Source organism: Streptomyces monticola, assembly GCF_042665355.1.
Taxonomy (GTDB): domain Bacteria; phylum Actinomycetota; class Actinomycetes; order Streptomycetales; family Streptomycetaceae; genus Streptomyces; species Streptomyces monticola.
This window is the reverse complement of the sequence record NZ_JBHTCF010000005.1, coordinates 463,560-478,718: the sequence shown is the minus strand read 5'-3', so window position 1 is coordinate 478,718 and position 15,159 is coordinate 463,560. Positions and strand designations below refer to the sequence as shown.

General features: G+C 70.1%; 13 protein-coding genes. 6 read left to right on the top strand and 7 right to left on the bottom strand.

Annotated elements, in window-relative coordinates:
* Positions 1-10: 10 nt before the first annotated feature.
* The 4 genes from ACFQVC_RS15745 to ACFQVC_RS15730 form a co-directional block, all read right to left on the bottom strand.
* Entirely contained in the window at positions 11-937 is a 927-nt protein-coding gene (locus ACFQVC_RS15745) for an oxidoreductase (RefSeq protein ID WP_381831007.1), read from the bottom strand.
* An 86-nt stretch (positions 938-1,023) separates the two neighbouring features.
* Positions 1,024-1,791 (bottom strand): SDR family NAD(P)-dependent oxidoreductase, encoded by a 768-nt coding sequence (locus tag ACFQVC_RS15740; RefSeq protein WP_381831006.1) that lies wholly within the window; start codon positions 1,789-1,791, stop codon positions 1,024-1,026.
* Between the two features lie 96 nt (positions 1,792-1,887).
* Positions 1,888-2,472: a TetR/AcrR family transcriptional regulator gene (locus ACFQVC_RS15735; RefSeq protein WP_381831005.1), complete on the bottom strand. Its 585-nt coding sequence runs from the start codon at positions 2,470-2,472 to the stop codon at positions 1,888-1,890.
* 86 nt (positions 2,473-2,558) lie between these two features.
* On the bottom strand, positions 2,559-3,011 hold the full coding sequence (locus tag ACFQVC_RS15730) for a group III truncated hemoglobin (RefSeq protein WP_381831004.1): 453 nt from the start codon (positions 3,009-3,011) through the stop codon (positions 2,559-2,561).
* A 113-nt stretch (positions 3,012-3,124) separates the two neighbouring features.
* On the opposite strand from ACFQVC_RS15730, the gene ACFQVC_RS15725 reads away from it, so the two are divergent.
* From ACFQVC_RS15725 to ACFQVC_RS15705, 5 genes are all read left to right on the top strand, one after another.
* Positions 3,125-3,694, top strand: coding sequence for an SRPBCC family protein (locus tag ACFQVC_RS15725; protein WP_381831003.1), 570 nt, complete (start codon positions 3,125-3,127; stop codon positions 3,692-3,694).
* 143 nt (positions 3,695-3,837) lie between these two features.
* A complete protein-coding gene (locus ACFQVC_RS15720) occupies positions 3,838-5,085 on the top strand; it encodes an ABC transporter substrate-binding protein (protein ID WP_381831002.1) in 1,248 nt (415 codons plus the stop codon).
* Positions 5,082-6,014, top strand: coding sequence for a carbohydrate ABC transporter permease (locus ACFQVC_RS15715; protein WP_381831001.1), 933 nt, complete (start codon positions 5,082-5,084; stop codon positions 6,012-6,014). The genes ACFQVC_RS15720 and ACFQVC_RS15715 overlap by 4 nt, the downstream gene beginning before the upstream one ends.
* A complete protein-coding gene (locus ACFQVC_RS15710) occupies positions 6,014-6,853 on the top strand; it encodes a carbohydrate ABC transporter permease (RefSeq protein ID WP_381831000.1) in 840 nt (279 codons plus the stop codon). Before ACFQVC_RS15715 ends, ACFQVC_RS15710 begins: the two co-directional genes overlap by 1 nt.
* A 121-nt stretch (positions 6,854-6,974) precedes the next feature.
* Positions 6,975-8,129, top strand: coding sequence for an alkaline phosphatase PhoX (locus tag ACFQVC_RS15705; protein WP_381830999.1), 1,155 nt, complete (start codon positions 6,975-6,977; stop codon positions 8,127-8,129).
* A 117-nt stretch (positions 8,130-8,246) separates the two neighbouring features.
* Here the strand turns inward: ACFQVC_RS15705 and ppdK are convergent, their stop codons facing one another.
* Both ppdK and dusB read right to left on the bottom strand, forming a co-directional pair.
* Positions 8,247-10,958: a pyruvate, phosphate dikinase gene (gene ppdK, locus ACFQVC_RS15700; RefSeq protein ID WP_381830998.1), complete on the bottom strand. Its 2,712-nt coding sequence runs from the start codon at positions 10,956-10,958 to the stop codon at positions 8,247-8,249.
* Between the two features lie 479 nt (positions 10,959-11,437).
* On the bottom strand, positions 11,438-12,619 hold the full coding sequence (gene dusB, locus ACFQVC_RS15695; RefSeq protein ID WP_381830997.1) for a tRNA dihydrouridine synthase DusB: 1,182 nt from the start codon (positions 12,617-12,619) through the stop codon (positions 11,438-11,440).
* A 136-nt stretch (positions 12,620-12,755) separates the two neighbouring features.
* On the opposite strand from dusB, the gene ACFQVC_RS15690 reads away from it, so the two are divergent.
* On the top strand, positions 12,756-14,219 hold the full coding sequence (locus tag ACFQVC_RS15690; RefSeq protein ID WP_381830996.1) for an MFS transporter: 1,464 nt from the start codon (positions 12,756-12,758) through the stop codon (positions 14,217-14,219).
* Here the strand turns inward: ACFQVC_RS15690 and ACFQVC_RS15685 are convergent.
* Complete coding sequence (locus ACFQVC_RS15685) at positions 14,192-15,100, bottom strand: helix-turn-helix transcriptional regulator (RefSeq protein ID WP_381830995.1); 909 nt, start codon at positions 15,098-15,100, stop codon at positions 14,192-14,194. The two genes, ACFQVC_RS15690 and ACFQVC_RS15685, sit on opposite strands and share 28 nt — an antisense overlap.
* Positions 15,101-15,159 lie beyond the last annotated feature (59 nt).

The following is a 15,159-nucleotide window of genomic DNA, read 5'->3' as shown; positions in this document are numbered from 1 at the left end:
CGCACCGACCTCACCCCCTCAACGCCCCGTACTCCACCCCCGTCAGCTGCTCGCTGGCCACCCAGAGCCGCTCCCCCGCCACGTCGTTACGCGTCCAGCCGGCCCGCCAGGACTTGGCGGGCGCGCCGCGCCAGCCCTGCAGGCGGGGGCCGGTGAAGGAGTCGGGGCGGACACCGGGGGCGGTCGCGGCGTACAGCGTCGGCAGCGCACCCGCCTGCGCGGACTGCGCGATCACCTGGTTGCCGAGCCCCACGACGCGTTCCACGACCTTGCGGCCCTCCAGCTTCGGACCCGCGGTCTGCAGATTGGTGCGCGCGTACCCGGGGTGCGCGGCCGCGGCCACCACCCCCGACCCCACGGCCGCGAGGCGCCGCGCCAGCTCGTGGATGAACAGCAGGTTCGCCGACTTCGAGCGCCCGTAGGCGACCCAACGCCCGTACTTGCGCTCGCTGTTGAGATCCCCGATGTCGATGTTCGCCAGCGCGTGCAGGCCACTGGAGACGCTCACCACCCGCGCACCGTCGGTGGCCATCAGCTTGGGCAGCAGCAGCCCGGTGAGGGCGAAGTGGCCCAGGTGGTTCACGCCGAACTGGGTCTCGAACCCATCGGCGGTGCGGGCGTACGGCAGAGCCATCACGCCCGCGTTGTTGACCAGCAGATCGAGCTTGTCGCGTTCGTACGAGGCGGCGAAGTCCCGTACCGACTTCAGATCGCCGAGGTCCAGGGGTGCGAACTCGACGCTCGCGCCCGGCACTTCGGCGCCGATCCGGGACTCCGCCTCCTTGCCCCTGCTCTCACTGCGGCAGGCGAGCACCACCCGGGCGCCACGGCGGGCCAGTTCGCGGGCCGTGACATAGCCGATGCCGCTGTTGGCTCCGGTGACCACCGCGGTGCGGCCGCTCTGATCGGGGATATGGCTCGCGTTCCAGCCCGTCATGGCGGGTCCTTCCGGAAGACGTCGTTGCCGCCGGGGTGCTCGCTCCACCCCACGACCGTCGTCTCACCCTACGACCGCAGCCCGGATCAGGCAGCGGCGCCTCCGTCGACGACGAGATCGGTGCCGACGACCGAAGCGGCTTGCGGCGACGCGAGATAGAGCACGGCCGCGGCCACCTCGTCGAGCCCGGCCACCCGGCCGAGGGGGTTGCCCTCCTTCATCCGCGCGGCCCGTCCGGCCTCCGTCTCGCCTGGCAGCAGGGACATGGACGTGTCCGACGCACCCGGGCTGACCGCGTTGATCCGCACGCCGTCGCCGATGTGGTCGAGGGCGGCGCCGTGGGTGAGGGCCCAGACGGCGGCCTTCGTCGCGGCGTAAGCGGCGGTGCCCGGCACCCGCAGATGCGGGCCGAGGTTGGAGGCGACGTTCACGATCGCGCCGCCGGACTCCTGCTCCCGCATCTGCGCGATCTCGGCCCGCAGGGCGAGGAAGACACCGGTGACGTTGATGTCGAGCTGGGTGCGCCAGTCGGCCTCGGAGAGCTCGGCGAGGGGGGCGCCGGCCCGCAGCACACCGGCGTTGTTGACGGCGACGTCGAGCGCCCCGAACCGGTCGACGGCCGCCCGCACGGCGGCCTCGATCTCCTCGGCGCGACTCACGTCGGCGGTCACGGCGAACGCGCTGCCGCCGCGCTCCTCGATCAGGCCGACGGTCTCCTTGAGGGGGCCTTCGCCCCGCCCGGCGACGACGACGTGCGCGCCTTCGCCGGCGAAGGAAAGGGCGATGGCCCGCCCGAGACCGCTGCCGCCACCGGTGACGAGCACGCTCTTGCCGGTGAAGCGATTGCCGACCATGGGGAACTCCTTGTTAACTAGAACGATCGTTTCAGTATCAGGGCAAAGAAAAAGGCGCCGCCGAGCGCCTGCAGGCCGCAGCGCCGCACAGCCGCCTCAATCGAGCAGCCGCAGCGCCTGCTCCGCCGCGTCCCGCACCCGCGCCGGCTCGCGCGACGCCTTGCCCACCACGCGTACGCCCTGCAGCAGGACGAGCAGCATGCGGGCGAGGGCCCGCGGGTCGCGGTCCCCGGGCAGTTCGCCCTGCGCCTGGGCGCGGACGAGTGCGGCGTACAGCGGGGTCTCGACGTGGTCCCAGCTGGTCTCGACCCGACGGGCCGCGGCGTCGTCGTGCGGGGCCAGCTCGGCTGCCGTGTTCGTGACGAGGCAGCCGTTCAGGCGGAGTTCGCCGTCGGCGGCCTCGGCGGCGAAGCGGCGGACGACCGCGCGCACGGCGGGCAGGACCGGGCCCGGCTGCGACAGCTCGTGGAGCAGCGCGGGGTCACGGCTCTGCGCGTACCGGTCGAGCACCTTCAGGTACAGCTCGTGCTTGTTGCCGAAGGTGGCGTAGAGGCTGGCGCGGCCGATGCCGAGGTGCTCGACGAGGTCGGCCATGGAAGTCGCCTCGTAGCCCCGGCGCCAGAACAGGTCGAGGGCCGCCTGCAGCGCGACGTCGGGGTCGAACTCCTTGGTGCGGGCCATGGGGAGACAGTAAGCGTTACCGGAACGCCCGGTCAAGAATTCCAGAGATCTCTACGCTTCAGAGATCTCTACGCTTCCAGGAGCCGCTACGCCGCGACCCTCAGCTCAAGCGCCGCCAGCGGGATGAAGCCCTGTCCGTTCCCCGCCGTGGAAGCGTCCTTGCCGTTGAGGCGCCGCAGCATCGCCACCGCGATCCGCTCCCCCTGCGCCTTGGCCCGCTCGGCGTTCGGCCCGGCGTGCAGCCCGTCCACCGTGGCATGCCACAGCTGCACCCAGCGGCCGAAGTGCTCGGCGGTCATCGGCTCCACCGAGTGCAGCGCGTCGTGCGGCACGAACGCGTTGCGGCGGTACTCCGCGGTGCGGAACAGCGCCCGCTCCCAGAAGTCGGTGATACGCGGCAGATGGACTTCGAGGTCCGTGCCCGCGATCTGGGTGAAGTACGGCCCGATCAGCGGGTCCGCGAAGGCTGCCGTATAAAAGCGGCGCAGCAGGACGTCGAGGTCGGCGCGGCCCGAGATGTCGCGGAGACCGCCGTTCACTTCTGCACCGTTTTCTGCACCGTCCATATCTCCACGCTGCGCCCTCCCGCCCCTGCCGGTACAGGGACGAAGGTCCCGGGCGCCCGGGCATTACGCCGGGTAACGTCAAGCCTATGAGCACGGGCAGGAAGATCACCGAGAAACTGTCGGCCGCGGCCCTGACCGAAGCCACGGGCAAGGACTGGGTCGGCTGGTTCGCGGTGCTCGACAAGTGGGGCGCCGCGGGCCCCGAGCGGCGCAGCCATACGGACATCGCGCGCCATCTGCGCGACGAGCACGGCGTCAACGGCTGGCACGCCCAGTCCATCACCGTCGGCTACGAGCAGGAGCGGGGTCTGCGCGAGGTCGGCCAGTCCTGCGCGGGCACCTGGGAGGCGAGCGCGAGCAAGACCGTGAACGCCCCGGCCGTGAAGGTCACCGAGGCGTTCGTGGACGAGGACGTGCGCCGCCGCTGGCTGCCCGACGGCGATCTGACCGTGCGCACCCACCGCCCCGGCAAGTCCCTCACCGCGGACTGGGACGGCGGCGCCAGCCGGATCTCCGTGTTCCTGACGGTCAAGAGCGAGACCAAGACGGTGGTCGGCGTGGGCCACCACAAGCTGGCGGACGCCGACGCGGTGGCGGCGTACAAGGAGTTCTGGCGCGAGCACCTCACCGCTCTCAAGACCCTCCTGGAGTCCTGAGCCGTCCACGGGGGTGCCGCGCCGGACACGGTTCCGCAGCGCGACACAAGGCTGCAAAATCCCTGTCGTAATCGCCCTGCATGGTTGATCGTTGGGCCGAGCGAACGCCGATTCGGTCTTACGGATCCAGGGGGCAGCGCACCATGACCATCAGCCGACGACACCTGCTCGCGGCCGGCGCCGCGACGGGCCTGCTGACCGCATGCGGTTCCAACACGGGCCGCGACGAAGGCGGCGGCAACGGCGGGCCCGTCCTTCGGCAGTGGTACCACCAGTACGGCGAGCCGGGCACCGAGGAGGCCGTGCGGCGGTACGCGAAGGCGTACGACAAGGCCGACGTGCAGATCCAGTGGCGGCCGGGGAACTACGACCAGCAGACCGCCGCCGCGCTGCTCACCGACTCGGGCCCCGATGTCTTCGAGGCGGCGGGGCCGAGCCTCGACCAGATCCAGGGCGGCCAGGTCGTCGACCTCACCGAGCTGATCGCGGACGTACGCGACGACTTCAACCCCGCGGTCCTCGCGCCGAAGACGTACGAGGGCAAGGTCTGGGGCATTCCGCAGGTCATCGACATGCAGCTGCTCTACTACCGCAAGAGCCTGCTCGACGACGCGGGCCTTGAGCCGCCGCAGTCCCTCGACGAGCTGGTGGACGCCGCGAAGAAGCTCACCACGAAGGACGTCAAGGGCCTCTTCATCGGGAACGACGCCGGCGCCGCGGTGCTCGGCGGAACTCCCCTGCACGCGGCGGGACTTGAGCTCATCACCGAGGACGGCGAGGTCGGCTTCGACGATCCGGCCGCGGCCCGTGCCCTCGCCAAGATCCGCCAGCTGTACGCCGACAAGTCGCTGCTGCTCGGTGCGCCCAGCGACTGGTCGGATCCGGCGGCGTTTCTGCAGGGCCTGACCGCCATGCAGTGGTCGGGCCTGTGGGCGCTGCCCGCGGTGCAGAAGGAGTTCGGCGACGACTTCGGCGTGCTGCCGTTCCCGAAGGACGGGCCGGGAAAACCGTCCGTGCCGGTGGGCGCGTACGGCGCGGCGGTCAGCGCACGGGCCCGCGACAAGGACGCGGCCAAGGCGTATGTGAAGTGGCTCTGGGTCGAACAGACCGCGTACCAGGAGGACTTCGCGCTCTCCTACGGCTTCCACATCCCGGCCCGTATCTCCCTCGCCAAGAAGGCCGAGAAGCTCAAGAAGGGCGCGGCGGCCGACGCCGTCCGCCTCACCACCGACAACGGCTTCGCCTCCCAGCCGCTGCTGTGGACACCGCGGAACCAGACCGCGTACGCGGACGCCCTCAGCCGCATCATCAAGGACGGCGCGAACCCCGAGACCGAACTGCGCGCCGTCGTACGCAAGGTGCGGGCCGAGCTCGACCGCGTCCAGAAGTGAGCGGGCTCCTGGGGCGGTTGCGGGGGCGGCAGAACCGTACCCTCTGGTTCTGGCTGTTCGTCGGGCCCTTCGCGCTCGGCCTCGGCGTCTTCACGTACATCCCGCTGCTGTGGAGCGTCTACCTCAGCTTCTTCGACGCGCACAACACCGTGGCGCCCGACCCGTCGGCGGACTTCGTCGGGCTCGGCAACTACGTGTCGATGCTGGGCGACGAGGCGTTCACCGACAGCCTGCTCACCTTCCTGGTGTTCTCGGTGTTCATCGTGCCCGCGACCTTCGCGCTGTCGCTCGCGCTCGCCCTGATGGTGAACCGGCTCCGCCGCGCGCAGGCGTTCTTCCGGTCGGTGTTCTTTCTGCCCGCGGCCTGCTCGTATGTCGTCGCGGCCCTGATCTGGAAGATGTCCCTCTTCAACGGGGTGCGGTTCGGGCTCGCCAACACCGTGCTCGGCTACTTCGACGCCGACTCGGTCGCCTGGCTGTCGACCACCGACCCGCCCTGGTACTGGCTGGCGATCGTCACCGTACGGCTCTGGCTGCAGGCCGGGTTCTTCATGATCCTGTTCCTGGCCGGCCTGCAGCGGATCTCCCCGCAGCTGTACGAGGCGGCGGCGGTGGACGGCGCGCGGCCCGGCTGGCAGGTGTTCAGACACATCACGTTCCCGCAGCTGCGGGCCACTTCGGTGGCGGTGGCGCTGCTGCTTGTCATCAACGCCTTCCAGGCCTTCGACGAGTTCTACAACCTGCTCGCCGACGCCCGCGGCTATCCGCCCTACGCCCGGCCGCCCCTCGTCTATCTCTACTACACGGCCCTCGGGCAGGGGCAGAACCTCGGCGCGGGCAGCGCGGGCGCGGTGATCCTCGCGGTGATCATCGCCGTGGTGACGATCGGGCAGGCCCGCTGGTTCGGCCTCGGCCGCAAGGAGGCGTGATGCGCACGGACGCTGTCGTACGAGTGGGCCGCGCCCTGCGCCTCGTGGTGCTCGTCGCGCTCGCCCTGCTCTTCCTGATCCCGTTCTATCTCCTGGTCCGCAACGGCCTCGCGTCCGAGCAGGACATCACCTCGCCGGACTGGACCTTCTTCCCGTCCGAGCTGCGCTGGTCGAATATCACCGAGCTGTTCGCCGACCCGAGCGTGCCCTTCGCGCGCTCCCTGCTCAACTCCGCCCTGATCGCCGTCGCCACCACCCTCGGCACCCTGCTCCTGGCCTCCCTCGCGGGCTACGGCCTGGCCCGGATCCCCTACCGGCACGCGAACAAGGTCTTCTACGCGATCCTCGGCACCCTGATGGTCCCGGCGGCGGTCACCTTCGTGCCGAGCTTCGTGCTCGTCTCCACCCTGGGCTGGATCTCGACACTGCGGGGCCTGATCATCCCGACCCTGTTCTCGGCGTTCGCGTGCTTCGTCTTCCGCCAGTACTTCCTGGGATTCCCACGGGAGCTGGAGGACGCGGCGCGGGTCGACGGGCTCGGCTACTGGCGTACGTACTGGCGCATCGTCGTGCCCAACACGCGGCCCGTCTTCGCGGCGGTCGGCACGATCGTCTTCATCGGCGCCTGGAACTCCTTCCTGTGGCCGCTGGTCATCGGCCAGGACCGCGAGGCCTGGACGGTCCAGGTGGCGCTTTCGTCGTTCTCGACAGGCCAAGTGGTGCGCCTGCACGAGCTGTTCATCGCCGCGGCGGTGTCCATCGTGCCGCTGCTTGTGGCTTTCCTGGTGTTCCAGCGGTGGATTGTGGCAGGTGTGGAACGTTCCGGCATCAATGACTGACGTCATTCCTGCGCCATGGCTTGGCCATGCACCGTCAATTCGGGAGGCTTACGTTCCGGAAGCGCGCGACCCCGTCGCCGCTCCGGCGGCGGGGCGGACTTCACCCCCACCTGGAGTGACAGTGGAACGTAGAACCTTCCTGCGCGGAGCGGTCATCGGCGGCTCGGCGGCCGCACTCGGCGGCACACTGTGGCGCGGCGCCGCCTTCGCGGACCCGGCCAAGCCCGGCGCAGGTCCCTACGGAGCACTCGGTTCCGCCGACGGCAACGGCATTCGACTGCCCGCCGGCTTCAGCAGCAAAGTCATCGCCCGCTCCGGCCAGAAGGTGACCGGCACGGACTACACCTGGCACAACGCCCCGGACGGCGGCGCCTGTTACGCCGACGGCAGCGGCTGGATCTATGTCTCCAACTCGGAGATCAGCCCCGGCGGCGGCGCGGGCGCCGTGAAGTTCTCCGCGACCGGCGCCATCACCGGCGCGTACCGCATCCTGTCCAACACGCGCACCAACTGCGCGGGCGGCAAGACCCCCTGGAACACCTGGCTGTCCTGCGAGGAGGTGGACCGCGGCTACGTCTACGAGACCGACCCGTGGGGCGTGAAGGCGGCCGTGCGCCGTGACGCCATGGGCCGCTTCAAGCACGAGGCCGCGGCCGCCGACCCGGTCCGCAAGACGGTCTACCTCACCGAGGACGTCTCCGACGGCTGCTTCTACCGCTTCACGCCCACCACTTGGGGCAATCTGTCGGCGGGCAGGCTGGAGGTCCTGAAGATGGGCTCGGGCACCAGCGGCCCGGTGACCTGGGCCACCGTCCCCGACCCGAGCGGCGCGTCCACCGCCACCCGCAACCAGGTCTCCGGCGCCAAGCGCTTCACCGGCGGCGAGGGCTGCCACTACGCGGACGACACCTGCTGGTTCACCACCAAGGGCGACAACCGCGTCTGGCAGTACAACGCGGCCGCCCAGACCATCGAACTCGCCTACGACGACTCACTGGTGAGCGGGGCGCCCCTGACCGGGGTGGACAACGTCACGGGCAGCGCGTCCGGCGATCTGTTCATCGCCGAGGACGGCGGGAACATGGAGATCTGCCTGATCACGCCGGACGACATCGTCGCCCCGTTCCTGCGGATCGGCGGCCAGTCGGGCTCGGAGATCACCGGCCCTGCCTTCTCGCCCGACGGCAAGCGCCTCTACTTCTCCAGCCAGCGCGGTACGAGCGGCAGCTCGTCGGGCGGCATCACCTACGAGGTGACGGGCCCGTTCCGCTCATAGGCGGCAAGCAAGGAGGGGGCGCCCCCGCACAAGGGCGCCCCCTCCTTCGTGCACCGGAGCCACGACCGCGGTCGGTGAGGGTCGGGTGACCGGCCGCGGCTCCGGGATCTCAGACGGTCAGCGGCTGTCGCTGCCCTTGGACTCGGCGGCCGCACGGCCCGCCTCCAGGCGCGCCACCGGAATCCGGAACGGCGAGCAGGACACGTAGTCCAGGCCGACCTCGTGGAAGAAGTGCACCGACTCCGGGTCGCCGCCGTGCTCACCGCAGACACCGAGCTTCAGGTCGGGCCGGGTCGCACGGCCCGCCTGCACCGCGTTGCGTACGAGCGAGCCGACGCCGTCCTTGTCGATGGTCTCGAACGGCGAGACCCCGAAGATGCCCTTCTCCAGGTAGGCCGTGAAGAAGCTCGCCTCCACGTCGTCCCGGGAGAAGCCCCACACGGTCTGCGTGAGGTCGTTGGTGCCGAAGGAGAAGAACTCGGCGGCCTCGGCGATCTGGCCCGCGGTGAGCGCGGCCCGGGGCAGCTCGATCATGGTGCCGAGCGCCAGCTTCAGCTCGACACCGGTCTGCTCCTGCACCTCCGCGATGACCTGCTCGGCCTCGTCACGGACGATCTCCAGTTCCTGGACGGTGCCGACGAGCGGGATCATGATCTCGGCGCGCGGGTCGCCCTTGGCGTTCTTGCGGGCGGCGGCCGCCTCGGCGATGGCCCGCACCTGCATGGTGAACAGACCCGGAATGACGAGCCCGAGGCGCACACCGCGCAGGCCCAGCATCGGGTTCTGCTCGTGCAGCCGGTGCACGGCCTGGAGCAGGCGCAGGTCGTTCTCGTTGGCGTCCTTGCGGGACTCGGCGAGCGCGACCCGTACCGACAGCTCGGTGATGTCGGGCAGGAACTCGTGCAGCGGCGGGTCGAGCAGGCGCACCGTCACCGGCAGCCCGTCCATCGCCTCGAAGAGCTCCACGAAGTCCCGCTTCTGCAGCGGCAGCAGCTGCTTGAGGGCGTCCTCGCGCTCGTTCTCGGTGTCGGCGAGGATCAGCTTCTCGACCATCTCGCGGCGCTCGCCGAGGAACATGTGCTCGGTGCGGCACAGGCCGATGCCCTGCGCCCCGAACCGCCGCGCGCGCAGCGCGTCCTCGGCGTTGTCGGCGTTGGCGCGCACCCGCAGCCGCCGCTTGCCGTCGGCGAACGACATGATGCGGTGCACGGCGGCGACCAGCTCGTCCGCCTCGTCGGCGCCCGCGTGCATCCGGCCCTCGAAGTACTCGACCACGGGCGAGGGCACGACGGGCACCTCACCGGCGTAGACCTTGCCGGTGGAGCCGTCGATGGAGATGACGTCGCCCTCTTCGATGACGGTGCCGTTGACCGTGAGCCGGCGCCGCTTGGTGTCGACCTCCAGCTCCTCGGCGCCGCAGACACAGGTCTTGCCCATGCCGCGGGCGACGACGGCGGCGTGCGAGGTCTTGCCGCCGCGCGAGGTCAGAATGCCCTCGGCCGCGATCATGCCGTCGAGGTCGTCGGGGTTGGTCTCACGGCGGACCAGGATGACCTTCTCGCCCGAGCGCGACCACTTGATGGCGGTGTACGAGTCGAAGACGGCCTTGCCGACGGCGGCACCCGGCGAGGCAGCGATACCGCGCGCCAGCTTCTCGACCTTGGTGTCCTCGTCGAAGCGCGGGAACATCAGCTGCGCGAGCTGCGCGCCGTTGACCCGCTGCAGCGCCTCGGTCTCGTCGATCAGACCCTGGTCGACGAGCTGGGTGGCGATCCGGAAGGCCGCGGCCGCGGTCCGCTTGCCCACGCGGGTCTGCAGCATCCACAACTGCCCGCGCTCGATGGTGAATTCGATGTCGCAGAGATCCTTGTAGTGCGTCTCAAGGGTCTCCATGATCTGCATGAGCTGGTCGTACGACTTCTTGTCGATCTGCTCCAGCTCGGCGAGCGGCACCGTGTTGCGGATACCGGCGACGACGTCCTCGCCCTGCGCGTTCTGCAGGTAGTCGCCGTACACGCCCTGGTGGCCCGAGGCCGGGTCACGCGTGAACGCCACACCCGTACCCGAGTCGGGGCCGAGGTTGCCGAAGACCATCGAGCAGACGTTGACGGCCGTGCCGAGGTCGCCGGGGATGCGCTCCTGGCGGCGGTAGAGCTTGGCGCGCTCGCCGTTCCAGGACTCGAAGACCGCCTTGACCGCGAGATCCATCTGCTCGCGCGGGTCCTGCGGGAAGTCCCGCCCGGCCTCGGTCTTGACGATCTTCTTGAACTTGGTGACGAGCTTCTTGAGGTCGGCCGCCTCCAGGTCGGTGTCGACCGTGACCTTCTTGGCGTCCTTGGCCTTCTCCAGGGCGTCCTCGAAGAGCTCCCCGTCGACGCCGAGGACGGTCTTGCCGAACATCTGGATGAGGCGGCGGTACGAGTCCCACGCGAAGCGGTCGTCGCCGGCCTGCTTGGCGAGGCCCTGCACCGACTTGTCGGAGAGCCCGATGTTGAGGACGGTGTCCATCATCCCGGGCATCGAGAACTTGGCGCCCGAGCGCACCGAGACGAGCAGCGGGTCGTCGGCCTGGCCGAGCTTCTTGCCCATCTTCTGCTCGAGGGCCTCCAGATGACCGCCCACCTCGTCGCGCAGAGCGGCCGGCTCCTCGCCGCTGGCCAGGTACTCCTTGCAGGCTTCGGTGGTGATCGTGAAGCCGGGCGGCACGGGCAGGCCGAGGTTGGTCATCTCGGCCAGATTGGCGCCCTTCCCCCCGAGCAGGTCCTTGAGGTCCCTGTTGCCCTCGGTGAAGTCGTAAACGAACTTCTGGCGATCTACGTGATCCGACACGGGCCTGACTCCTCGGTGCGGCTGCCCTGACGGCCAGGAACATACCCAGATCGAAGGCACCTGGGTACGTCCACTTAGCCGTCATACGGCTGTAACCACCCGTCCGCCACCAGATCAAAAGTGACCGGCGCGTAGAGGAGTCGGACGGTTACCGTTCAGGGCGCGAAGGCGACTACGCCCGTAGATCCCAAATTCCCGCTCACTTGAGCACACCTTCTGGCATCTGTGTTCAGTTCTTGAACGCAGAATGGATGGCACTGAGTGCCAGTGTTGGAAAAGTGCAGACGCTCAAGATCCGCTCATCTGAGCGTGACCCCTATCAAGGGTGGCGAGAATCACGCCGTTCGTGGGCGGCCGATTTCACGATCCGGACGCCGGACGAGACGCGGTAACGGGCCTGTCATATGGGGGTTTCCGCAAAAAAGGGCCCCCTGCGACCCCGTCCGGGATCGCAGGGGGCCCTGGGGCGCCGGTGCCGCTCAGCCCCCGGACGTGTCCAGTTCCGCTTCCTCGCCGATGCCCGCGCAGTCGTACGGGTCCTTCAGCCAGCCGTCCGGCAGCACCACCCGGTTGTTGCCCGAGGTGCGGCCGCGGGGGCCGTCCGCGCCCGTGGGCCATGCCTGGCCGAGGTCCAACTCGTCGAGCCCGGCGCGCAGTTCGGCCAGGGACGAGGTGATCGCCAGGCGCTTGCGCATCTCCGAGCCGACCGCGAAGCCCTTCAGGTACCAGGCCACGTGCTTACGGAAGTCGATCACGCCCCGCGCCTCGTCGCCGATCCACTCGCCGAGCAGGGTGGCGTGCCTGACCATGGCGTCGGCGACCGTGCCGAGGGTGGGGCGGGCCCGGTCGGTGCGGCCCTCGAAGGCGGCCACGAGGTCGGCGAAGAGCCAGGGGCGGCCGAGGCAGCCGCGGCCCACGACCACGCCGTCGCAGCCGGTCTCGCGGACCATGCGCAGGGCGTCGTCGGCCGACCAGATGTCGCCGTTGCCGAGCACCGGGATCTCCGGGACGTGCTCCTTGAGGCGGGCGATGGCGTCCCAGTCGGCCGTGCCGCCGTAGTGCTGGGCGGCGGTGCGGCCGTGCAGGGCTATCGCCGTGACGCCCTCCTCCACCGCGATCCGGCCCGCGTCCAGGAACGTGATGTGGTCGTCGTCGATGCCCTTGCGCATCTTCATCGTGACCGGCAGCTGGCCCGCACCGCTGACGGCTTCCCTGAGGATCGCGCGCAGCAGATTCCGCTTGTACGGGAGCGCCGAGCCGCCGCCCTTGCGCGTCACCTTCGGCACGGGGCAGCCGAAGTTCAGGTCGATGTGGTCGGCCAGGCCCTCCTCCGCGATCATGCGGACGGCCTTGCCGACGGTGGCCGGGTCGACGCCGTACAGCTGGATCGAGCGAGGCTTCTCGGTCTCGTCGAAGTGGATCAGCTGCATGGTCTTCTCGTTGCGCTCGACCAGCGCCCGCGTCGTGATCATCTCGCTCACGAACAGCCCCTTGCCGCCGCTGAACTCACGGCACAGGGTGCGGAACGGCGCATTGGTGATGCCGGCCATGGGCGCGAGCACCACCGGCGGCTGCACGACGTGCGGTCCGATGGCGAGAGCGGCGGGGGCCTCGACGGGGCCTGCGGGGGCCTCGGCGGGGCCCTGGGCGAGCGTGGTCATCCCCCTATTGTCGCGTATCGGCCGCAGAGCGGGGACTGCCGGTCCGGCGGGGCACTTGGCCGTCCGGCTCGGCGGGACACTTGGCCGTCCGACCCGACGGGGCACTTGGTCGTTAGTTAGCCGTACTATTGATGCCATGCCCGAGCTCACTCACCGCCGACGGATGCTCGTCCTGGCGATCTGCTGCATGAGCCTGCTGATCGTCAGTCTCGACAACACCGTCCTCAACGTCGCCCTGCCGTCCATGCGCAAAGAGCTGAACGCCGATGTGGCGGGCATGCAGTGGACGATCGACGCGTACACCCTGGTCCTCGCCTCGCTGCTGATGCTGGCCGGCTCCACGGCCGACCGGATCGGGCGCCGGAAGGTCTTCAAGGCCGGGCTCGTGCTCTTCACGCTCGGCTCGCTGCTCTGCTCCGTCGCGCCCAACCTGGAATCCCTCGTGGCCTTCCGGATGCTGCAGGCCGTGGGCGGCTCGATGCTCAATCCCGTCGCGATGTCGATCATCACCAACACCTTCACCGAGCCGCGCGAGCGCGCCCGTGCGATCGGCGTCTGGGGCGGTGTCGTCGGCATCTCCATGGCCGCGGGGCCGCTGATCGGCGGACTGCTCGTGGACTCGGTCGGCTGGCGCTCGATCTTCTGGGTCAATCTGCCCGTCGGCCTCCTGGCGCTGGCCCTGACCATCCGGTACGTCCCCGAGTCCCGCGCCCCCGAGCCGCGCCGCCCCGACCCCGTCGGGCAGGTGCTGATCATGGTGCTGCTCGGATCGCTCACCTACGCCATCATCGAGGCGCCCGCGGCGGGGTGGACCTCGCCGGAGACCCTCGTCTTCGCGGGTCTCACCGTGCTCGCGCTCATCGGGCTTCTCGTCCATGAGCCACGGCGTGCGCAGCCCCTGATCGATCTGCGGTTCTTCCGCAGCGCGCCGTTCAGCGGGGCCACCGTGATCGCGGTGTGCGCCTTCGCCTCGCTCTCCGGGTTCCTGTTCCTGTCGACCCTCTATCTGCAGGACGTCCGCGGCCTCGACGCCCTGCACGCGGGCCTGTGGATGCTGCCGATGGCGGCCCTGACCTTCCTGTGCGCACCGCTGTCCGGGCGTCTGGTCGGCAGCCGCGGTCCGCGGATACCGCTGCTCGTGGCGGGCGCCGCGATGACGGCGAGCGGGGTGCTCTTCGCGGCCTTCGAGGCGGAGACCGCGAACAGCACGCTGGTGCTCGGCTATGTCCTGTTCGGCCTCGGCTTCGGCTTCGTCAACGCCCCGATCACCAATACCGCGGTCGCCGGCATGCCGCGCACCCAGGCCGGCGTCGCCGCCGCGGTGGCCTCCACCAGCCGGCAGATCGGCGGCACCCTGGGCGTCGCCGTGATCGGCGCGGTGCTCGCCTCCGGGATGGCCTCGGCGACCTCGTCCGCGGCCGGCACGGCGGACTTCGTGTCCGCGAGCAGGCCGGCCTGGTGGATCATCGCCGGGTGCGGGCTCTGCGTCCTCGTCATCGGGGCGCTCACCAGCGGCAGTTGGGCGCGTGGCACGGCCCTGCGGACCGCCGAACGCCTTGAGCACACCGAGGGTCAGCCCTCGGCGAGCGCCAGCGCCTGAAGCTTCTCGAGGCCCGCCCGCGACTCGTCGTCCACCGGTGCGTACGTCACAAGGCGCGGCCCCGAGGACGGGCCGAGCCACAGGTTGGTGTGCACCAGATTCAGCCGCCCGACACGGGAGTTGACGAACCGCTTCGTCTTGTCGCCCGCGCTCACCACCTCGTGCCGCTCCCAGATCTCGCAGAACTCCGGGGACGCCGACTGCAGCCGGTGCAGGAGCGTCTTCCAGGCGGGCTCGGCGAGATGCTGCGCCATCGCGGCCCTGAACTTCCCGGCCATGAGGCGGATCGTCTCGTCCAGGTTGCCCAGGGACGCCCGCCACTCCTCGTTGGTGAACGACAGCCACAGGCAGTTGCGGTCCTGCGGCGGCAGCTCGTCCAGGTCGCACATGAGGCGGCCGTAGGTGCGGTTGTACGCGAGGATGTCGTACCTGCTGTTCTGCACACAGGCGGGCAGCGGCTCCAGCTGCTCGACCATCTGCCGCAGCGCCGGCGTCACCGTCGGGCACTGCGTGCCCGGCGCGGGATCCGCGGTGCCCGCGAGCGCGAACAGATGGGTGCGTTCACCGGCGTCCAGCTGCAGCGCCCCGGCCAGGGCGTCGAGCACCTGCGGCGAGACCTGGATGGGGCGGGCCTGCTCGAGCCATGTGTACCAGGTGACCCCCACCGCGGAGAGATGCGCGACCTCCTCGCGGCGCAGACCCGGGGTGCGCCTGCGGCGGCCGCGCGGCAGACCGACCTGCTCGGGCGTGATGCGCTCACGGCGGCTGCGCAGAAATGCCGCCAGCTCGTGGCGGCGTACGTCACCGTCGTCCCCGCGGCCCTGTGCGCGTACGCCCGCGTCCACTGCCGTCGCCCGCGACTCCTGCACCATCGTCGTCATGCTCCCAGCGTGCCGAACCGCTCAGGCGGTTTCCAGGTAGTGCTTGTACCAGGATAAAG